Raw genomic sequence first — 18894 nt, forward strand, 5'->3', positions numbered from 1 at the left:
TAGAACGAAAAAAGCGCGGCGTCTTCCAAACGCCGCGCACCGTGCGCTCATGGGGGGAGCACAGACGTTAAATCGATGCGAGTTGCCGGCCACGCGTTTCCGGCAGCGTCAGTGCGGCCAGGATCAAGATGCCGTAGGCGCCCGCCGCGAAGATGCCGATGGCATGGCCCAACGAAGAATGCGCGCTCACCTGCCCGATCAAGAACGGAAAGCACGCCCCGACCGCACGGCCAACGTTGTAGCAAAAGCCCTGGCCCGAACCGCGCACTTCCGTGGGGAACAGCTCGGTCAGGAACGCGCCCATTCCAGCGAAGATGCCCGAGGCAAAGAACCCCAGCGGCAGGCCCAGCAGCAGCATCAGGCCATCGGTCACCTCCAGGTGCGTGTAAGCCAGCGCCACCACCATCGACCCCACCGCAAACAGAATGAAGTTGCGCTTACGACCCAGGCGGTCGGTCAACACGGCGCTGGTGAGGTAACCGATATACGAGCCGATGATCACCACCGCCAGATAGCCGCCGGTGCCCAGCACCGTGAGGTGGCGTTCGGTTTTGAGAAAAGTCGGCAGCCACGTGGTGATGGCGTAGTAGCCGCCCTGCGCGCCCGTCGTCAACAGCGCCGCACGTAGTGTGGTGCTCAGCAGCTTGGGCGAGAAGATGGCGAAAAAGCTTGTACCGCCATCGGCCGATTGCCGTGTCTTGGCCTCTTGAAAGACTTCCGGCTCTTTCACCAGTTGACGCAGAAAGAACACAAACACCGCCGGCACGATGCCCACCAGGAACAGCGCACGCCAGGCCGTCTCCGGCGGCAGCACGGTAAAGAACCACGCGTAGAGCAACGCCGACGCGCCCCAGCCGAGCGCCCACCCGGCCTGCACCATGCCGACGGCCTTGCCGCGATCCTGCGCGCGGATGGCCTCGCCGATCAGCACGGCGCCAGCCGTCCATTCGCCGCCAAAGCCGAAGCCCATCAGCGTGCGGGCAATCAGCAGCTGCTCGTAGTTCTGCGCGAGGCCGCATAGAAAGGTGAACACCGCAAACCACAGAATGGTGATCTGCAGCGCGCGCACGCGGCCAATGCGGTCCGACAGAATGCCCGCCACCCAGCCCCCCGCGGCGGATGCCAGCAACGTGCAGGTGCCGATGAGCCCCGCGTCCGCCTTGGACAAGCCCCAGATACCAATCAGCGTGGGGATGACGAAGCTGAGGATCTGTGTGTCCATCGCGTCGAGCGCGTAGCCGACCTTGCAACTCCAGAACGTGCGGCGCTCCTGCGACGAGATTTCGCGATACCAGCGGAACAGGCCGCCTGACCCAGCGGCAGATGAAGCTGCGCTGTCCGCCCCGGTGGGCGCTCGCGCAACCGTTGCTTCGGTTGTCATGGTGCTTCCTCCTTTGATTGATGCTGTCTCGATGCTTGTATAGGCCGGCGCCTCTGCGTGCACCGTTCAGAGCCGCTAACAAAACCGCCCTGGCGTCGTTGCGCCTCCCGCAGTGACCAACACTCGGTACTACTTGTACTGTCTGCGTCGGCACGCCTAGCCAGGACAGTTTTGTTAGCGGCTCTAAGAACCCCTACCCGTCCGTCGTCGCGTTGGCTGAGGTTTCAACTCAGCGCTGCGGTACGCAGATCGGTGATCAGCATGTGCCCCGGCGCATGCGTGATACACAGCTCGGGCCGTGCCTGCTGCACGACGGATTGCGGCGTCACCCCGCACGCCCAGAACACCGGCACTTCACCCGCCTGCACAGGCACGGCATCGCCCCAGTCGGGCTGCGCAAGATCGGCAATGCCGATGGCCGCTGGGTCCCCAAAGTGCACCGGCGCGCCATGCGCACGCGGCATGCGCGAGGTGATCTCGATGGCGCGAATGGCGTCGGGCACCGACATCGGCCGCATCGACACCACCAGCTTGCCCGCCAGGCGTGATGTGCCCACCGTCTCGATCGACGTGCGGTACATCGCCACGTTGCGCGACAGGGCGATATGGCGCAGCGGCACGCCGGCTTCCATCAATGCATGCTCGAACGAAAACGAACAGCCGATGGCGAAGGCGACCATGTCGTCGGTCCAGAGCGCTTCCACATCGGTGGGTTCATCGGCCAGCTCGCCGTTGCGGTAGACGCGGTAGCGCGGCACATCGCGCCGCACGTCCACTTCCTGACCCAGGTGGCGGAACACCGGCACGCCGGGTTCGGTCACGTCCAGCAGCGGGCACGGTTTCGGGTTGAGCTGGCAGAAGCGCAAGAACTCATTGGCCCAGGTGTCGCGCAGCATCACGATGTTGGCTTGCACATAGCCGTCACACAGCCCGCTGGTGTGGCCGCGCAGCACGCCGGAGCGCGCTGCGAGCCGGGCCGAGTACGGATTTGCATAGGCCACGCTGGCGCCGCGTGTGTAGGCCTGGGGGGGCGCCTGGGGGGGTGTCGGTTGCTCCAGCGTGTGTTCAGCGCGGGCCGTCTCCACTGCCGATTTCATGCAAGCTCATCCACGAGGTTGATCGTGCGGGCCATTGTGAAAGCGTGATGAAACGCGGTCCAACGAAAGTTTCGGATGGCGGGCGATAGGAAAAGGTGATTGCCACGACAGTTGCTGAGGCCCTAGGCCGCCACGCTGCTCCGCTCCACCTCTTCCGCCATCGCATAGCGTGGCCCCACCGACAGGCAGAACTCGCGCGCCATCGTCCGTGCCAGGCCGACGATGGCCTCATGCACTTCCAGCCCGGCCCCGGCACGCCAGGAAGCAATGATGGGCAATGTCGGCAGCGCAGGCTCGATCTCCAGCACGGTCAACGCGCCGCTTTCAATGCGGTCCCGCACCAGCACGGTGGGCAATGCCCCCACGCCAAAGCCGTCCCCCACCAGACGCGTCATCGCCGCCACCGAGTTGACGCAGTTCACACGTGGCGATTCGATGCCGTTCAGGTGCAGCAGATTCAGCATGTCCTGGTGCGGCCGCGAGTTGCGCACGAAGGTGATGAGGCGTTCGCGCGCCAGCTCCTGCAAGCTGGCATAGGGATGCGCCAACCGCGAATTGGCGGCCACCACCCAGTGGATGGGATATTGCGCAAGCTGCACATTGCGCACGCTTTCCGCGCGCAGCAGGTCCGTCTGAAAGGCGATGTCGAGTGCACCCTTTTGCAGTTGCTCAACCAGGTGCATGGCGCTGTCGGCCACCAGTTCAATTTCCAGCGCGGGAAACATCTCGGCAGTGCGCGCAATCAGCGGAGACAGCCACGTGTGGATGACGCTGTCCATCGCTCCCACCCGCACGCGCCCCTCAAAGCCCGGTCGTTGTGCGACTGCGGCCTGCAACTGGTGCAGTGTGCTCACCATGCGGTCGGCGTATTCCAGCACCTTGTGGCCATCGGGCGTGAGCTGCACACCGCGCGTATCGCGGTCGAACAGCCGTACGCCCAGCTCTTCTTCCAGCGCGGCAATGCGCGCAGAAATGGACGCCTGCGTGGTGAACAGCTTGTCCGCCGTCAGGCGGAAGCTGCGCAAGCGCGCAACCCATACAAAGGTTTCTAGAAAACGCAAGTTCATGCCGTGCCCCTCGTTTTGTTTTCTACGGCTCTGTCACCCGGTTACGAACGTTCGTACGGCAACGCCTTCCCATCGCTCCCCAGTCACCCGGTGCGAGCCGAATGCCCGGTGGCGCAACAAGATTGCCGGCGATGCCAAGGACGCGGTGGAGAAGCAAGTCCCGAGCCAGCCGGTCCGTACACGCAAGACGCAACGGGGCAGAACCCGGACTTCGTCGCCCCTGGCGGTATCGTGCGCATCGGTTAGCGGAGGATAGCCGGCGCTGCAGTCACGCGCCCCTCTTCTCTTTTTTCAAGACGTGGATGACACGTACGGGTTGCCCACCGCATCGGCCCCTTCGGCCCAGCGCAGCAGCGCCGCGACATCGCGGAAGAGTGTGCGGTCGATGGTGGTGTCCATCGGCACGCTGTCGTGCAGGCGCTCGGCCAGGCCGGCGTTGGCGGCGGTCGGCACCAGATGGTATTCGGCCATCTGCCGGATGCGCTGGACGGCTTCTCCGCTGCCCTTGGCGATCACCATCGGCAGTGTGCCGTCACCCGGGTAATACAGCGCCACCGCATGCCGCGCGCTGAACACGACAGCCGTGGCAATGCGCATCCGATCTTCCAGCGCGCTGTATTGCACTTCCAGCGCGAGCTGCCGGCGCCGGCCGACGATATGTGGATCACCCTGCAGCTCGCGGTGCTCGCGGCGCAGTTCGTCGGTCAACATGCGGTTCTTCTTGAAGAACTCGAAGCGCACGTGCCAGTAGTCCAGCGCGGCCATCAGCACATACACCACCGCCGCCCAGCCGAACAGCACCAGCAGCAGATGCGCCACCACAGCCAGAATGGCCGCCGGCCGCCCGTAGCCCGCCTGCAGCGGCAAGTCCAACGACCCGCGAATCACCACGAACAGCGTGAGCGACAGGCACCCCACCTTGAACAGCATGATGGCCAGGCCGATGAGGTTGCGCACGGAAAACATCCGTTGGATGCCCTCCCCCGGATTGAGGCGGGACATCTTTGGCGTCAACCGTTTGGGCGCAAACATGCCGCCTACCTGCGCAAACGCCCCGAGCACCGCCAGCACGGCCACCAAGCCCAGAACGGCCACGCTCATCAGCGCCCATTCCGCGCCCGCCGAAACGAGCGCCTGCCGTACCGCCGCGGATGGATCACGCGCCTGCGTGACTGCCGTCACGTTCTGCACCAGCAGCCCGCGCAAGTGCTCCAGCAACCATGGGCCGCCCTGCCACAGCAGCACCAGCATCCCGATGAAGACCAGTGCGCTCGTCACGTCCGTGCTGCGGACGACCTCGCCTTCGCGCCGGGCATCTTCCAGCCGGCGCTGCGTGGGCTTGTGCTGCTTCTCGCTCATGGCGCCGCGCTGTGCAGCAGTGCGCGCAGCAGCCAGACCATCTCGCCATTGCCGGCCAGGAAGGTGCGCAGCGATTCAAAAACAAAGCCGAGGAACAGCACCATCATCAGCACCGCCAGCAGGCTCTTCACCGGCTGCGCGAACAGGAACACATTCAACTGCGGCACCGAGCGGTTGATCAGCCCAATGCCTAACTCCGCCACCACCAGCACGATGATCACAGGCGCGGCCAGCTTGAGCGTCCAGCCGAGCACGCTGTCGGCCTCGTGCACGGCAAACTGTTCCAGCGCCACCGATGCACTGGGCAGCATGCGCTCGATCGGCCAGAGCTTGTACGACTCGAAGAACGCGCCGAGCATCACGTGCAGGCCGCCACCCGTGACGAACAGCGTAATCGCCATGAAGCCGAGAAAGCTGGCAGTCGGGCCGCTCTCGTGCCCCGCCACTGGGTCGAAGAATGACGCGTTGCCCGAGCCGGTCTGGAAGTCGATCAGGTGGCCGATGTTCTCGATGGCCCACAGCAGCGCGCCAAACGCCATGCCCAGCAGCACGCCGATCAGCGCCTCCTTGAGCGCCAGCGCCATCCATAGCGCACCGCCCTGCACGTTCATGGCCGCACCCGCCATGGAAGGCGCCACAAACACCGCTAGGATGGCAATGAACCCGCTGCGCACCATGCCCGTCACCACCCGCCCGCTGAACACCGGCACGATAAACATGATGGGCAACAAGCGCGGCAGCACCAGCAACGCCTGCCGGAACAGGCCTTCCATGGAATGGGGGTCGAACCCTTGCATCGGCTCAGGCAGTGGTCTTCTGGCGGACAAGCTGACGGGCGAGTTGGGCTTCCAGCGCAGCGTCTTCTTCCTGCCACTCTGCGGCACGGCGCTGCGCGGCCACCACGCGCTGCTCGGCGCGGTCAACGGCTTCGCACTTGGCGTTGGCGCGGGCTACATGCTGCTGCGCACGTGCTTGCGCTGACTGCTGGGCAGCCAGCATTGCGCTGGTTTGAGTCGACTCGACATGCGCATTGACGATGGCGCGGTCCAGCGCCAGCCGTGCCGCATTGGCGGCGCACAGCAACGCGACTGCACTGCGCGCGTCGTCACGCACAGCCTGTTCGATGGCGGCGTCGTGCGCAGAACGCGCCGACACCGTCTGCTGCAACCCCTGCTGAGCCGCGGCGTTCTGCGCGGCGGCTTGTGCCACCAGAGCGGCCTGTTTCTGGGCGCGCGCCATGGCGCCCAGCTTGCGTGCCTCGCGCACACGGGCCAGTTGACGCAGCACCTCGGTCATAACGCCCCCACCACAGCTTCGAGGTCGGTCACCGTGCGCTCCAGCTTCACGCTCACGTCGGCGTCTTGCTCGAAGAAACGCGTGAGCGCGGCATGGGCGCGTAGCGCGGCATCGCCCAGGGCATCGCTGCCTTCGCGGTATTCGCCAATCTGCACGAGCAATTCAATCTCCTGGTACTTGGCCAGCAACTCGCGTACACGCTGCGCGGCTGCGCGATGCGCGGGCGTGGTCACCTGCGGCATCACGCGACTGATACTGGCTAGCAAATCGATGGCCGGATAGCGCCCCGCCAGCGCCTGCTTGCGCGAGAGCACGATGTGCCCGTCCACGATGGAGCGCACCTCTTCGGCAATCGGGTCGCTCTCTTCATCGCCCTCCACCAACACGGTATAGAACGCCGTGATGACGCCGTGCGCCCCCGCCCCGGCACGCTCGAGCAACTGCGGCAACACCGAAAAGGTGGACGGCGGAAAACTGCGCCGCGTGGGCGGCTCGCCGCTCGCCAGGCCGACCTCGCGCTGCGCGCGCGCAAACCGCGTGAGCGAATCGACCAGCAGCAGCACGCTCTTGCCCCGGTCCCGAAAGTACTCGGCCACGGCGGTGGCCACCAGCGCGCACTTCACGCGTTCCATCGCCGGACGGTCGGACGTGGACACCACCAGCACCGTCTTGCGCCGCGTGGCCTCCGGCAGGCACAGCTCCAGGAACTCACGCACCTCGCGCCCGCGCTCGCCGATCAGCGCGATCACGTTGACATCGCTCTGCGCGCCGCGCGCGATCATGCCCAGCAGCGTGCTCTTGCCTACGCCCGATGGCGCAAAGATGCCGAGCCGCTGGCCGATGCCGACCGTTAGCATGGCGTCGATGGCGCGCACGCCCGTGGAAAGCGGCGCATCAATACGGCGGCGTGACAACGGGCTGGGCGGTTCGGCATGCGTGGAGACACGCTCATTGGTGAACAGCGGCCCGCCGCCATCCATGGGGGCGCCTAGGCCATCCAGCACGCGGCCGAGCAGCGCATCGCCCACGCCAAAGCGGTGCGCGCTGCCCGACGGAATCACCTCCGTGGCCGCCGACAAGCCATGCACACTGCCCAGCGGCGTCAGCAAGGTGGACTGCCGCTCAAAGCCGACGACTTCCGCATAGATGCTGCGCTCGCCCGGCGTGCGCAGTTCGCATACCTCACCCAGCCGCGCCTGGATGCCCGACGCGTTGAGCATGAGCCCCACCGCACGGTGGATGCGTCCGCGCATCTGCACACCGGTGGGCAGGCCGTCGGCACGCTCCAGCACGTCGCGCAGGCTGCGTTCGAGATCTCCTGCATTGATGACGTGGCTGACGGTGGGCTCGGTCATGTTTCGTCTCCGGCCAGCGCTGCATGCAACGCGGCAAGCTGCGTATCGATGCCGGCCTCGACCACGCCGGATGCGGTTTCCACCACCAGTGCCTCTTCCGACAGGCTGGCATCGGGCACCACGCGCACGCGGCGGGTGCCATCCGTCATCGTCTCGAGCACGCGCTCCAGGTCGGCCACCTGCTGCGGGGCAATACGCACGGTCAGCACGGGCTCGTGTTCGACCAGCGTTTCGATACGCGCGAAGGCCTTGGCGTAGATGGCATCGCGCGGCAGATCGGCCACCAGCTCGCGCACCGTGCGGGTGACCAGCTCGGCCATCAGTTGCTTCATGGCGGCCAGGGCGCGGGCGTTGGCCAGGGCATCGGCATACAAGCGCGTGGCAGCTTCGCGTTCGCCTTGTTCGTACCCGGCGTCGTAGCCGGCCTTGAGTTGCTGTGCGCGCTGGGCTTCGGCGTCTTCCATCAGGCGTGCACGTTCCTCCTTGGCGGTGCCGAGAATGCTGTTGGCGTCCAACAACGCAGCGTATTCGTGCTGCTTGAGCACCTTGCGCTCACTCAGGATGTGCAGCTTGTCGGTGGTGATCAGAAAAGCCAGTCCCATGCCGGCACCTGTTCAGGAATCAAGCTCAGCCGCAGCAGTTCGCCCAGCTCGGCACGCTGCGTGCGGCCCAGCAGATAAGGCGGCCGATCGGCATCGGCTGCGTTGCGAGGAAACTTCAACGCCAGCCGCCGGATGACGGCCGGGCCAAAAGGCACCAGAAAATCGGTCAAGAGCCGCCGCCCCCGGGCGCGCAGTGTTTCCACCGCCAGGCGCGGGTGCTGGCGTTGCGGCTGGAGGGTCTCGGCGACGGCGTCGAAAGCCGGCATACGCTCCAATGCAAACGTCACCAGCGGCGCCCCGAAGGCAAGATCGATGGCCTGCCGCGTCTTGCGCGAGACCTCGCCTTCGCGCAGCCATTGGCGGTGCAGGCACAGGCCACAGCACGCGGCCAGGCGCTCCAGCGCGTCGGCGGGCAACAAGGCGATGCGCTTTTCCACGGGGGCGAAGTCGTAGTCCCAAGCTCCCTGCAACTGGTGGGCCTGCAACAGTGCCTGCGCCAGCACGGCACGCCCCGCTTCGCCATAACGGGCAGGGTCGCGCAGGGTGAGCGGCCAATCCGCCGGCAACCACGACGCATCGATGTAGCGATCCGGCCGCAGGTTGAACGTCGCAACCAGCCCGGCCAGGCGCGCGTCCGTGGTCATGACGCACGCTCCGCCCCGCGTCCGCCTGGCCGGCCGAGGTTGTCGAACACACCACGCCGCCATGCCACGAGGCCCGTCACAGCCAGCGCCGCGACGATCAACAAGCCAAGCAGCCACACCAGCGGATTGCGCGTGCTGAACGTGCCGAGCAACGCTGCCCCCTTGCGCACATCCACCGGCACCGGCTGCGCGCCCTGCAAGAACAGCGAGACGTTGTCGTAGCTCAACCCTTCAATGCTGTGCGCGACGAGGTCTTTCACCATCGGCGCCATGGCGGTGAGGTTCACGCCGGGCCGATAACGGATATACACCGCAGCCGATGCGGGCTTGGCCTTGTCGGCCAGCGGATCGTTCTCGGGGATGACGACGTGCACGTGCGCGAGCATCACGCCATCCACATCCAGCAGCGTGCGCGACAGCTCCTGCGATACGCCGTAGATGTAGCGCACGCGTTCCTCTGCGGGCGTGGCAACCAGCCCCTGCTTCTGGAACACCTGCCCGAGCGAGGCCAGGCGTGGACGCGGCAGGCCCTGCGCGCGCAGCACGGTAAGCGACGGGCCCATGTCGGCCTCGTCGACGGTGAGCGTCCAGGTGCGGCCTTCCTGGCCCTGGCCGTCCTGCGCCGTCTTCTGCGCGCCGATGCCCGCCGCTGACAGCGCAGCCACCATCTCGTTGGCCTCGACCTCTGGCAGGCCGGTGTACAGCTCCTGCTCGCAGCCGGCCAGGCCGAAGAGGCACGCCAGCGCCAGCAGCACCCCCAGCAATCGGTTCATGTCAGCCTTCCTGGTTCTTCAGCAGCGAGTGGCTCACGCCGTTGGCGGCCTGCGCAAAGCTCATGTCCATCTGGTATTCGGCCAGCGTCATGGAGGCGAAATAGCTGAAGTCGGCTAGCTTCACCATCGTCATGGTCACATCCATGCTGTCGAGCGAATCGAGCATCTCCTGCCGCTTGGCGTTGATGCTGGTGTAGCGCTCGTTGAGGTCGTGCCCGTAGTCGCGCCACTGGCCCATGGCGCCATCCGCACCGGGCCCGCGCGTGAACGTGAACGAGACGTCCGGCACCGGCGATGGCGTTGTGCTGACGGCGTGGGACACCACCGGAATCGGCTGCGCCGGCAGCGTGGTCGGTTGCACCGTGGCGGTGGCGACGGGGCGCATCATGTTGCCGAATTGCTGCGCGTCGACCGGGGTTGCAGCTTGCGTTGTGGGGGCGCCGATGCCTTGCTCGACCTGTCCTGGCCCCTGTGCGGCGTAAGCCGCTGGGTTGACCTGGGCGGCCTGGCTGGCGCTGGCTGCACCTGCGACACCCGCGGCACCACCAGCTTGTGCCTGCGCAGCCTGGGTTGCAGCAACGGCCGCAATCGCATTCGTTTCGATCGACATCGTGCCCTCCTGAATGGGGTAAAGCGGCGGCAGGCCACGCCCACCGCCGCCGGGATGCGCGTCAGCTCGCGCGTGCGCCGTCTCGAACGGCACCGGCTGCCGAGGCCGCCGTGTTGCTCAGCGATTGGGCCGCGCCGATGATGCCGCTGGCGGCAGCGCCCTTGGCTGCGGCAGCCTGCACTGCCGTGGCGATCTTGAGTTGGTCATCGCCAGATTGGTTGATGCTGTTGATGGCGCCATCGACGCCGTTTGCTGGAGCGGTCATGGTGTTCTCCTGTTCTGAATCGAAGGATCAAAGAGTCAAAAAGGTCAAAGGGTCAAAAGATCAAAGGGAACTGCATACCAACGCACTGCTCACGCGCGTCGCGCGCAAGGACAACCCCGCCCGCTACGGCGTTTGCGGCTGGATCGGCCAGTTGACCGATTGCCCGCCGCGGTCGAGCACCACACCATCTGAAGCGATGCTCTTCACCTGGAGGCCGCCCTTGAGCTGGGCGCCCTCGAAATACAACTGGCCGTCGCGCGTCTGCACAAAGCGCGTGCCGTCTTCGTCTTCGTACGTACTGACGATGGCGGGCAGGCCGTCGGCGCGCGGTGTTTCTGCCACGATGTTCGGCGGCGGCGGACCATCCCACGCCACGCGGTCGATCACCTCGACAGCGGGCTTGGCATCACGCGCGTAGTTGCGGATGCGCTGCCATGCCTGCGCGCGATCCGCCGTGCCGCTCACCACGATGCGGCCGTGCCCGTCGTACGCCACGTTCAGGCCCGCCGTACCGCTGGTGCCGCCCGCGCTGAAGTACTGCTGCGCGGCCGCCAGCAGGTCGCTCACCACATACACCTCGCCGATCGACACATCGGACAGCCCGCGCGCGCGGCTCAGCAGGGCCTGGTGGTCGGCCTCGGTCGGCACATAGCCCGACACGCGGGATGTGCCGTCCGATGCGGGCGTCACCACAATCTCGGGCGGATCACCCAATGCGTGCCGCACCTGCAACGCACGTGCAGCCGGGTCCCGGCCCCAGAGCGACCACCCGTCGTGCCCGGCAAACGCGACCACGCCGCCGGCCCACAGCACCGCCAGCCACAGCCCGATGCCGGCAATGAGCCACGTCCGCCCTCGCCCGGCCTTGGTGGAGAAGCGCGACAACCACACTGCAGCGGCCAGCGGCAGCCACGACGGCACGCGCTCCGCCAGCACCGCGGCGCCCGCGCCTTCCACCGCAGCGGCCGGCATGCGGATCGTCCCGACCTTTTCAATGCCGACGCGGATGTCGCCCATGGCAATCACATCGCCGGGGACCACGCTGCGGCGTGTCTGGCCAAACGGCTGGCCGTTGAGCGTGGGTTCGGCGTCATCCAGCCGCCGTGCCGATACCGCAATGCCGCCCACTTCAAACATCAACTCGCGCGCCGCTACGCTGCTGTCTGGCACGATGATTTCGCACTGCGGTGCAGAGCCAACCACGTTGGCACCCATGCGCAGCGGCATCGATCTGCCGTACAGCGGCCCGCTCAGGAAGCACAGCTTCCAGGGCGATTTGTCAGAGAGCGGCGAGGGTTGAACGGCTGGCTGGTTCATGCAATCGAGATACAGGCGGCGTGGGCAACGTGCCGGGCGCGGCAGGCGCAGGAGCGATAGGCGACGGGCCCGGTTTCCAATCGGTCGCACCCGGCACCGGCATGCCGACACCCGGAATCGACACGGCAGGCACGTCGTTCGGGTTGGAGCTGGCGGCGGTCAGGATGCGCGGGGTCAGCAGGTAAAAGCGCTCCATGTGCTGACCGGTCTTGTTGGTGTACTTGAACAGGTTGCCGATGAAGGGCACGTCCGACAGGAACGGAATGCCCGACTTGGTGTTGTTCAGGCTGTCGGAGTTGAAGCCGGCAATCAGCAGGCTCTTGCCCTCTTCGATCATCGCCTTCGTAACGATCGAGCGCTCCTGCACCACCGGCAGTTGCGAGACGCGGTCGTTGGTCAGATTGCCGTCGTCAATGTCGATCGACATCATCACGCTCATCTGCCCGGCCTCGTTGACGATGAGCGGCGTGACCTTCACGCTCGTGCCCGTGGTGATGCCGTACAACGATGCGTCCTGAAAGCCCGACACCGGCACGTAGAAGTGGATCAGGTTCTCAAGGATGGCCTCGGTGTTGTCCAGCGCCAGCACCTTCGGCTTGGCCTGCAGCTGCGCGTTGCCGCTCTGCGTGAGCGCGTTGATGCGCGCGAGCAGGTAGTTGCGCAGGCTGCCGCCTATCGATGCCGTGAGCGCCATGCCAACGGGCGTGGTGGTGCCGGTCTGGCCGTCTTCCGTGGTGCCCACGTTGAAGGTGAGCGGCGGGTTATTGCCATTGCCGGATTGGAAATCGCCGTGCTTGGTGTGCAGGCGCCAGTCCACGCCCAGGCTGTCGAGCGAATCGGTGCTGATGTCGATGATGGTGAGGTTGATCTCCACCAGCCGCGGCTTGGTATCGAGCGAGGCAATCAACCGCTCGTACTGCGCCATGTGCTCGGGCACATCGCGGATCAGCACGGCGTTGATGCCCGCATCCGCTTCAATGCGCGGCAGGTCTGGCGGGGAACCGCCGCCCGATGCGGCGGGCGCCTGTGCGCCATAGCCGGAATCGCCTTGCCCGCCGCCTGCCAGCGGAATCTCAATGCGCGGCACGTTGATGCTGTCACCCGAGCTGAGCTTCATCTGCCGCGTCGGACCCGTGAGCCGCATGGCGCGCGTGGGCGACATGCCGGGGCTGCTGGCCCCGGGGTTGGGCGCGCCCAGCAGGCGACGCATCATGGTGGCAATGCCGGGAATCGTCACCGGCTTGCCGGAACGGTTGATCTCCACATCCCCCGCCCAGGCGTATTTGAGCGGGAAGGCGCGGATCTCCGCCCGATCATTGCCGCGTGCCGGATCGGCAATCGATGCAATGGCCTGGCGCACGAGTTCCATATAGCGCTTGGGGCCGGATGCGTAGACGGTGTTTTCCTTGTCGCTCACCACCAGCGGAAAGCGTTGATCGGTGATCTGCATGGCGCGCAGGATCTGCGCCAGCTCCGGGCCGCTGCCCTTCGGAATCGGGAAGACCTGCGTCTGTGAATCGTCCGCGCGGTCCACGTAGATGAGCGAGCCGTCGTAGTACCACGTGAGCCCGTAGGTGGCGCACACGGTGTTGAGCGTGCTGGCCGGCGGGCCGGAGAACTTGCCGTTGATGGTGCCTTCCACCTTCGGGTCCACCACGGCCGTCACCCCCTGGGATGCCGCCAGCTCGCGGATGAAATCGCCCACCTTCTTGCCCTCGGCCACCAGCGTGTACGACCGGTTGCGCCAGCGCAGCTCGGCCGCCTGCACCAGGGCCGCCGTCGTCAGCAGCCACAGGCAGGCGGCTGTTGTACTCCACCGCAGGAATCGATAGCGTTTGTTCACGCGTGTTCTCGCTCGGTTATGTTGTTGTTTGCTGGCGCCTTGTTTCATTGGCTCAGAAAGGCGCCGCACCGCCGTAAAACACCTGATCGAGTGCCATGCGGGCAAAACGCAGCACTTCGCGTCCGCCCCACCCCGCCAGCACCACGATGGTCACCATCACCGCAATCAACCGCACCGAAAGCCCGATGCTCTGATCCTGGATCTGCGTCACTGCCTGCGCGATGGCAATCAGCAACGCTGACACCGTCGCCACCGCCACCACCGGCAACGAGACCAGCAGCACCAGCAGCAGGCCCTGGCGCGTGGCTTCGAGAAGGGTGGCGCTCATGTTCATGGGCCGATCTCCTTTGCGTTCTGCGTGTTCAAGCGGGGTTGGTCACCCAGCCCACGGTATTGAGTTCGATGGCTTCGTCGATCTCTTGGTACGACAGCACCGGCAGATCGCCAAACACGGGTTGCAGCATCGTCTTCACGTAGCGCCGGCAGTTGAGCGACACCATCACCGCCAGCGGACGGCCGTGGCGGTCTTTCTCCAGCGGGCGGGTGCCGCCCAGGATCTTCACCACCTGATCGGTGATCGCCTGCTTGGCATCCCGCGTGAGGCTCAGCACGCTGCCCTGCTTGGTGTGCACCACCGCCTGCTCGATGCGCTCCTGCAGTGACTGTTCGAACAGCACCACGTCGAGCACGCGGCTGGTGCCGCAGAACTGTTCGGTGATCTGGCGGTGCAAATCCACACGCACCAGTTCCACCAGGCCAATCACGTCTTCAGGCTCTTTGGGCGACCACGTGATCAGGCTTTCGAAGATGGCGCGCAGGTTGCGGATCGACACACCCTCCTGCACCAGCCGGCGCAGCACTTCGGTAATGCGCTGTGGCGGCACCAGGCGCGTGAGTTCGGCCACCAGCTCGCCGTGTTCGCGTCGCATGATCTGGATGAGGTTCTGGGTCTCTTGAATACCGATGAGTGATGCGGCGTTGCGTTCGATGAGTGCTTCCACTTCGGCGGCAAGGCGGTCTTCAGCGGGCAAGGCGCTGTCCGCAATCGCATCGCGTTCCGGCAGCGTGCCTTCGGCAGCGTGTACGTCCTGCACGAGCAGCGCGTAGCCGTGGGCCGGCAGGTTGGCATCCCAATTCAGTTGCACGCGTGGGAACACCGCGCCGAGCTTGCGCTGTACGCGCGATTTGGCTTCGGCTAGGCGGGTCTGCAGGGCAACGAGTTCGATCTCGCCACGCAGGTCTTCGGCCAGGCGCACGGCAATGGGCGCGGCAATGCCTTCTGCGGGCGAACCGGCTTCGGGCTCGGCCATCCGCCGTGCATCCGGCCCGAGCACAAGCAAGTCCAACGGCGGCGCCTGCCGACGTTGGCGCATGCGCAGGAACGCTGCCGATGCCGTGCCCAACGCCAGCAACAGGAACGACCACTTCGGAAACCCCGGCACCAGCAGAAACGCCAGCAGCACGCCGCTGGCCATCAGCATGCCGCGCGGGTGGGCGGTGATCTGGGCGCCAATTTGCTGGCCGAGGTGGCGCGCTTCGCGGTCTCGCGTGGCCACGCGGGTTGTGACGATGCCTGCGGCAATCGACACCAGCAGCGACGGGATCTGCGATGCCATGCCGTCGCCCACCGTCAGGATCGCGTAACGGTGCAGCGCGTCGCCAATCGACATGCCGTGCATCAGCGCGCCCACCGCAATGCCGGCCAGGATGTTGATGACCGCGATGATGATGCCGGCAATGGCGTCGCCCTTGACGAACTTCATGGCGCCGTCCATGGCGCCGTGGAGCTGCGATTCCTGCTCCAGCGCTTCGCGGCGGCGCTTGGCCTCGTCTGACGTGATGATGCCGGCGCGCAGGTCGGCATCAATGCTCATCTGCTTGCCGGGCATGGCATCGAGGGAGAACCGCGCGCCCACTTCCGCCACGCGCTCCGAGCCCTTGGCGATGACGATGAACTGCACCACCGCAATCACTAGGAACACCACACCGCCCACGACGAAGTTGTTGCCGACCACCAGTTTGCCGAAGGTGTCGATCACGTGGCCCGCATTGGCTTGCAGCAGGATCAGCTTGCACGAGGCGATGTTGAGCGACAGCCGGAACAGCGTCGTAAACAGCAGCACCGCGGGAAACGAAGAAAACGCCAGCGCAGAAGGCAGATAGATCGACACGCACAGCAACACAATGCTGGCCGCCAGGTTGAGCGAAATCAGCCCGTCCAGCACAACGGTCGCCAGCGGCAGCACGAACAGCGCGACCACTGCCACCACGAACACGGCGATCGCAATGTCGTAGTTCACCAGCCGAGCCCAACGCATGCCGGTGAGTGGAACGTCCAACGCTGCAGCAAGATTCCGAGGCTTTGCCATGGCGCGCCTTCGGGCCGTCGGCCCACGAATTTCCGTAGACGGCGGGCGCGCTCAGGCGCCCGCTTCCTCTGCGGAAAGTGTAGAGGCGGTGGGCGACTCGGCTCAACGCTGAAACTCGTAGTCGCGCGGTCAAACTCCCACGAAATTTCGGGGTCGACTACGTTTTTCTGTAGTTCATCGCGGCGTGTGCACACCACTACATTAAGTGCATTCACTTGCCACGCGAGAGGCCCCGGTTGACTGCTTCGAATGTGGGTGCCGGCGATGTCCGCGCGCCGATCCTGTTTGGCGAAGAACACATCGTGGTCGATGCGGAATCGATCCGCCTGGGCGCCACGGCACGGACCGAATCCTTCTCGGAGACCGCGCAGGATTTGCGGGCCGCGCACGGCGCCCAGGAACGACAGTTGCTATTGCGCGCCGTCCTGCGCAGCATCGGCTTCGACTGGCTCTGCTACTACCGGCTCACGCGCATTGGTGAATCGATTACGCGCGTGCTGTACTTCCGCGCTTATTCCCCGCCCAACTGGCCCAAGCGCTACGTGGATGAGCGCTACTTTGAAGTCGACCCCCGCCTGGCCTTTGCCCTGCGCCATGAGTGGCCCATGGTGTGGGACCTAGCCGACCTGGGTGCCACGCCAACTGCCCCCGCCGACACCGACCGCCTCCACCGCCTCCTGCAAGACGCCGAGCGCGCCGGCCTGCGCAGTGGCATCAGCTTTGGCGTGGTGAGCCCGCGCAGCCTGGAACACAGCGTCATCTGTTTTGGCTCGGGCAACAACGCCAAGGGTTGGATTGCCGACAACGTGGTCGGCCAGGCCTACGCCGTGGGGCTCGGTGTGCATGAATTCCTCATGCAACACGCCAAGCCACTGCACGAAGACACGCACGCACGCGCCCTCACGCAAGTGCAGCGGCAGATTCTGGAATTCATCACCAGTGGGCTGTCAGACAAGGCGATTGCCGAGCAGCTCAACATGTCGCCCCACAACGTTGACTACCACCTGCGCCAGCTCAAGAAGAAGTACGGCGCGCAAAACCGCGTGCAGCTCGCCTACATGGCCGGCCGCATGTTCATGACATGAATACGCTGGACGCCCGCATGCTCTCGGCCGTCGACCAAGCGTTGGCGCGGACACTGTCGCGCCTGTATCTGGCGCGTGCGGCACTACCGTTTTCCGTAGGGGACACCCCCTACGAAGCGCGTTGCGAAGCCCATACGGTGCAGACTGCCGCCCAGGCCTATCGCTTCACGCTGGGCGACGCGCCGGGGTGGCTATTGCTCGATGCCGCCGCAGAGCGCGCCTGGCTGGCCGACGCCGCAGACGCGCACGTGCCACAAGCCCTGCGCTGTGCCGTACTGGCCGATGCCCTCGCCCCGCCCACCCGCGCCATCGAACAACGCAGCGGGCGCGCCCTCACATGGCAGCCCGATAGCGCACCGCCCGACGTGCGGCTGGACCGCCCCGACGTACTGCAGCTACTGATGACCCGCCGCAATGCGGAGCCCACCATAGCGCCCACCGAGAACGATGCCTCGCCGTGGCAGGCGCGCGCCGGCCTGCTGTTCGATTCGCCACAGGTGCTGCCGGAACTGTGTCCATCCGATCTCGCCGTAGAGCCCATCCCGCTATCGGCCTTCATGGGCACACAGGTGCCGCTGCGTTTTGAGTTGGGCGCCACCTTTCTGTCGCGCCGCGACTTTGCCGACATTGCGCTGGGCGACATCATCCGCATCGAAAAGTGGTTGGCCGCGGGCGACGCATTGCGCTGCGTGGCACGCGTGCGCGGCCGGCTACACCTGCGCGTGTTCGGGCAAGTGCAAGGCAACCGCATCGTCGTGGAAAACGTGGAGGAAAAACCGATGACAACCGAACACGCCGCCGCTCCATCCGGCGCCCACTCTGGCACCCAATCCGGCACCGAAGGGCCTGCGCGTGCGCTACCCACCGACAGCCTGGACGACATCGAGCTGGTCACCACCTTCGAGCTGGAAGAGCGCCGCCTGTCGCTGGCCGAACTGCGCGCGCTGCGGCCCGGTACGGTCATGGAGCTGGCACAGCCGCTCAACCAGGCCGTCATCCGCATCCTGGCCAACGGCACGCCAGTCGGTGAAGGCCACCTGATTGCCGTCGGCAACCGGCTGGGTGTGCGCGTCTCGCGCTTCATCGGCCAGCCAGCGCCCGGACAGGCATAACGCCCTGGCACCTCCACAAGAACAACATCCCCCACATTCGACACGCCTCATGGGAAACCTGCCCAATCCCGTCGCGATGATTGCCGTGGTGGCGGCACTGGGCATCGCGCCCTTTGCCGCGCTCATGGTCACGAGCTACACCAAGCTGGTGGTGGTGTTTGGTCTGCTGCGCTCGGCGCTGGGCATTCAGCAGGTGCCGCCCAACATCGTACTCAACGGCATCGCGCTGATCCTGACCGTGTTCATCATGGCGCCGGTCGGCATGGAGATGGTCGACAACCTGCGCGGGCGCAACTTCAACCTGAGCAGCCAGATGAGCGTGGATGACGTAATCGCCGTCCTGGATGCCGCGCAGCCGCCGGTGAAGAAATTCCTGCAGGCGCACACGCTGGAATCCGAGCGCAACTTCTTCGTCAAATCGGCCACCAGCATCTGGCCCAAGGAGCGTGCCGCCGGCCTCAAGAACGATGACCTGACCGTGCTCGTGCCGAGCTTCACGCTCACCGAGCTGATCAAGGCGTTCCAGGTGGGCTTTGTGCTGTACATCGTCTTCGTGGTGGTGGACCTGATTGTCGCCAACCTGTTGCTGGCGCTCGGCATGCAGATGATCGCGCCGACCACCATCTCGGTACCGTTCAAGCTGCTGCTGTTCGTGATGCTCGACGGCTGGTCGGTGCTGGTGCACGGGCTCGTGCTGTCTTATCGATAGCGGTGGCGAC

Annotated in this window: 19 protein-coding genes; 3 read left to right on the forward strand and 16 right to left on the reverse strand. The window is 65.7% G+C overall.

The genetic code is table 11. From position 1 onward, the window contains the following. Positions 1 to 67 precede the first annotated feature (67 nt). The 16 genes from ACS7SF_RS19170 to ACS7SF_RS19245 all read right to left on the reverse strand — a co-directional run bounded on the left by ACS7SF_RS19170 (position 68) and on the right by ACS7SF_RS19245 (position 15927). Positions 68 to 1381, reverse strand: a complete 1314-nt coding sequence (locus tag ACS7SF_RS19170) for an MFS transporter (RefSeq protein ID WP_439893736.1) — start codon at positions 1379 to 1381, stop codon at positions 68 to 70. A 224-nt stretch (positions 1382 to 1605) separates the two neighbouring features. Further along, positions 1606 to 2478: a putative hydro-lyase gene (locus ACS7SF_RS19175; RefSeq protein WP_439893737.1), complete on the reverse strand. Its 873-nt coding sequence runs from the start codon at positions 2476 to 2478 to the stop codon at positions 1606 to 1608. Between the two features lie 122 nt (positions 2479 to 2600). After that, positions 2601 to 3545, reverse strand: a complete 945-nt coding sequence (locus tag ACS7SF_RS19180; RefSeq protein ID WP_439893738.1) for a LysR family transcriptional regulator — start codon at positions 3543 to 3545, stop codon at positions 2601 to 2603. Positions 3546 to 3836: 291 nt separating this feature from the next. Next, the gene (locus ACS7SF_RS19185) at positions 3837 to 4904 is read right to left on the reverse strand and encodes an EscU/YscU/HrcU family type III secretion system export apparatus switch protein (RefSeq protein WP_439893739.1); all 1068 of its coding nucleotides are present in this window, start codon (positions 4902 to 4904) and stop codon (positions 3837 to 3839) included. Further along, a complete protein-coding gene (sctT, locus tag ACS7SF_RS19190; RefSeq protein WP_439893740.1) occupies positions 4901 to 5677 on the reverse strand; it encodes a type III secretion system export apparatus subunit SctT in 777 nt (258 codons plus the stop codon). Before sctT ends, ACS7SF_RS19185 begins: the two co-directional genes overlap by 4 nt. A 28-nt stretch (positions 5678 to 5705) precedes the next feature. After that, positions 5706 to 6200 carry a hypothetical protein gene (locus ACS7SF_RS19195; RefSeq protein ID WP_439893741.1) on the reverse strand — a complete coding sequence of 165 codons (495 nt, stop codon included), beginning with the start codon at positions 6198 to 6200 and terminating at the stop codon, positions 5706 to 5708. After that, positions 6197 to 7555, reverse strand: coding sequence for a FliI/YscN family ATPase (locus ACS7SF_RS19200; protein ID WP_439893742.1), 1359 nt, complete (start codon positions 7553 to 7555; stop codon positions 6197 to 6199). Before ACS7SF_RS19200 ends, ACS7SF_RS19195 begins: the two co-directional genes overlap by 4 nt. Further along, positions 7552 to 8157 carry a type III secretion system stator protein SctL gene (gene sctL, locus ACS7SF_RS19205; protein ID WP_439893743.1) on the reverse strand — a complete coding sequence of 202 codons (606 nt, stop codon included), beginning with the start codon at positions 8155 to 8157 and terminating at the stop codon, positions 7552 to 7554. Before sctL ends, ACS7SF_RS19200 begins: the two co-directional genes overlap by 4 nt. Next, the gene (locus ACS7SF_RS19210; protein ID WP_439893744.1) at positions 8139 to 8801 is read right to left on the reverse strand and encodes a SctK family type III secretion system sorting platform protein; all 663 of its coding nucleotides are present in this window, start codon (positions 8799 to 8801) and stop codon (positions 8139 to 8141) included. The genes sctL and ACS7SF_RS19210 overlap by 19 nt, the downstream gene beginning before the upstream one ends. After that, on the reverse strand, positions 8798 to 9574 hold the full coding sequence (sctJ, locus tag ACS7SF_RS19215; protein ID WP_439893745.1) for a type III secretion system inner membrane ring lipoprotein SctJ: 777 nt from the start codon (positions 9572 to 9574) through the stop codon (positions 8798 to 8800). Before sctJ ends, ACS7SF_RS19210 begins: the two co-directional genes overlap by 4 nt. A 1-nt stretch (position 9575) precedes the next feature. Beyond that, positions 9576 to 10184, reverse strand: coding sequence for a hypothetical protein (locus tag ACS7SF_RS19220; protein ID WP_439893746.1), 609 nt, complete (start codon positions 10182 to 10184; stop codon positions 9576 to 9578). Between the two features lie 61 nt (positions 10185 to 10245). Continuing rightward, positions 10246 to 10449 carry a hypothetical protein gene (locus ACS7SF_RS19225; RefSeq protein ID WP_426400067.1) on the reverse strand — a complete coding sequence of 68 codons (204 nt, stop codon included), beginning with the start codon at positions 10447 to 10449 and terminating at the stop codon, positions 10246 to 10248. A gap of 123 nt (positions 10450 to 10572) precedes the next feature. Beyond that, complete coding sequence (locus ACS7SF_RS19230; RefSeq protein WP_439893747.1) at positions 10573 to 11766, reverse strand: FHA domain-containing protein; 1194 nt, start codon at positions 11764 to 11766, stop codon at positions 10573 to 10575. Beyond that, entirely contained in the window at positions 11729 to 13657 is a 1929-nt protein-coding gene (gene sctC / locus ACS7SF_RS19235) for a type III secretion system outer membrane ring subunit SctC (protein WP_439893748.1), read from the reverse strand. Before sctC ends, ACS7SF_RS19230 begins: the two co-directional genes overlap by 38 nt. Before the next feature lie 4 nt (positions 13658 to 13661). Then, on the reverse strand, positions 13662 to 13937 hold the full coding sequence (gene sctS, locus ACS7SF_RS19240; protein ID WP_439893749.1) for a type III secretion system export apparatus subunit SctS: 276 nt from the start codon (positions 13935 to 13937) through the stop codon (positions 13662 to 13664). Positions 13938 to 13971: 34 nt separating this feature from the next. Further along, positions 13972 to 15927: an FHIPEP family type III secretion protein gene (locus ACS7SF_RS19245; RefSeq protein ID WP_439894428.1), complete on the reverse strand. Its 1956-nt coding sequence runs from the start codon at positions 15925 to 15927 to the stop codon at positions 13972 to 13974. A 287-nt stretch (positions 15928 to 16214) separates the two neighbouring features. Here ACS7SF_RS19245 and ACS7SF_RS19250 point away from each other — a divergent pair, with 287 nt between their 5' ends. From ACS7SF_RS19250 to sctR, 3 genes are read left to right on the forward strand one after another with little or no spacing between them, the layout of a single operon-like run. After that, on the forward strand, positions 16215 to 17063 hold the full coding sequence (locus tag ACS7SF_RS19250; protein ID WP_439893750.1) for an autoinducer binding domain-containing protein: 849 nt from the start codon (positions 16215 to 16217) through the stop codon (positions 17061 to 17063). After that, positions 17060 to 18175 (forward strand): type III secretion system cytoplasmic ring protein SctQ, encoded by a 1116-nt coding sequence (gene sctQ, locus ACS7SF_RS19255; protein WP_439893751.1) that lies wholly within the window; start codon positions 17060 to 17062, stop codon positions 18173 to 18175. The genes ACS7SF_RS19250 and sctQ overlap by 4 nt, the downstream gene beginning before the upstream one ends. Before the next feature lie 49 nt (positions 18176 to 18224). Next, complete coding sequence (gene sctR / locus ACS7SF_RS19260; RefSeq protein ID WP_426400061.1) at positions 18225 to 18884, forward strand: type III secretion system export apparatus subunit SctR; 660 nt, start codon at positions 18225 to 18227, stop codon at positions 18882 to 18884. The last annotated feature ends 10 nt before the right edge of the window (positions 18885 to 18894 follow it).

The organism is Ralstonia sp. 25C, from assembly GCF_051904805.1.
Classification (GTDB): domain Bacteria; phylum Pseudomonadota; class Gammaproteobacteria; order Burkholderiales; family Burkholderiaceae; genus Ralstonia.

Bases quoted from the DNA above. Each gene is read 5' to 3' on its own strand.
- sctQ (WP_439893751.1), top strand. From the start codon at position 17,060: ATGAATACGCTGGACGCCCGCATGCTCTCGGCCGTCGACCAAGCGTTG.
- ACS7SF_RS19185 (WP_439893739.1), bottom strand. From the start codon at position 4,904: ATGAGCGAGAAGCAGCACAAGCCCACGCAGCGCCGGCTGGAAGATGCC.
- ACS7SF_RS19180 (WP_439893738.1), bottom strand. From the start codon at position 3,545: ATGAACTTGCGTTTTCTAGAAACCTTTGTATGGGTTGCGCGCTTGCGC.
- ACS7SF_RS19170 (WP_439893736.1), bottom strand. From the start codon at position 1,381: ATGACAACCGAAGCAACGGTTGCGCGAGCGCCCACCGGGGCGGACAGC.
- sctC (WP_439893748.1), bottom strand. From the start codon at position 13,657: ATGAAACAAGGCGCCAGCAAACAACAACATAACCGAGCGAGAACACGC.
- sctR (WP_426400061.1), top strand. From the start codon at position 18,225: ATGGGAAACCTGCCCAATCCCGTCGCGATGATTGCCGTGGTGGCGGCA.
- ACS7SF_RS19230 (WP_439893747.1), bottom strand. From the start codon at position 11,766: ATGAACCAGCCAGCCGTTCAACCCTCGCCGCTCTCTGACAAATCGCCC.
- ACS7SF_RS19175 (WP_439893737.1), bottom strand. From the start codon at position 2,478: ATGAAATCGGCAGTGGAGACGGCCCGCGCTGAACACACGCTGGAGCAA.
- sctJ (WP_439893745.1), bottom strand. From the start codon at position 9,574: ATGAACCGATTGCTGGGGGTGCTGCTGGCGCTGGCGTGCCTCTTCGGC.
- ACS7SF_RS19225 (WP_426400067.1), bottom strand. From the start codon at position 10,449: ATGACCGCTCCAGCAAACGGCGTCGATGGCGCCATCAACAGCATCAAC.
- sctT (WP_439893740.1), bottom strand. From the start codon at position 5,677: ATGGAAGGCCTGTTCCGGCAGGCGTTGCTGGTGCTGCCGCGCTTGTTG.
- ACS7SF_RS19220 (WP_439893746.1), bottom strand. From the start codon at position 10,184: ATGTCGATCGAAACGAATGCGATTGCGGCCGTTGCTGCAACCCAGGCT.
- ACS7SF_RS19210 (WP_439893744.1), bottom strand. From the start codon at position 8,801: ATGACCACGGACGCGCGCCTGGCCGGGCTGGTTGCGACGTTCAACCTG.
- sctL (WP_439893743.1), bottom strand. From the start codon at position 8,157: ATGGGACTGGCTTTTCTGATCACCACCGACAAGCTGCACATCCTGAGT.
- ACS7SF_RS19195 (WP_439893741.1), bottom strand. From the start codon at position 6,200: ATGACCGAGGTGCTGCGTCAACTGGCCCGTGTGCGCGAGGCACGCAAG.
- sctS (WP_439893749.1), bottom strand. From the start codon at position 13,937: ATGAGCGCCACCCTTCTCGAAGCCACGCGCCAGGGCCTGCTGCTGGTG.
- ACS7SF_RS19245 (WP_439894428.1), bottom strand. From the start codon at position 15,927: ATGCGTTGGGCTCGGCTGGTGAACTACGACATTGCGATCGCCGTGTTC.
- ACS7SF_RS19200 (WP_439893742.1), bottom strand. From the start codon at position 7,555: ATGACCGAGCCCACCGTCAGCCACGTCATCAATGCAGGAGATCTCGAA.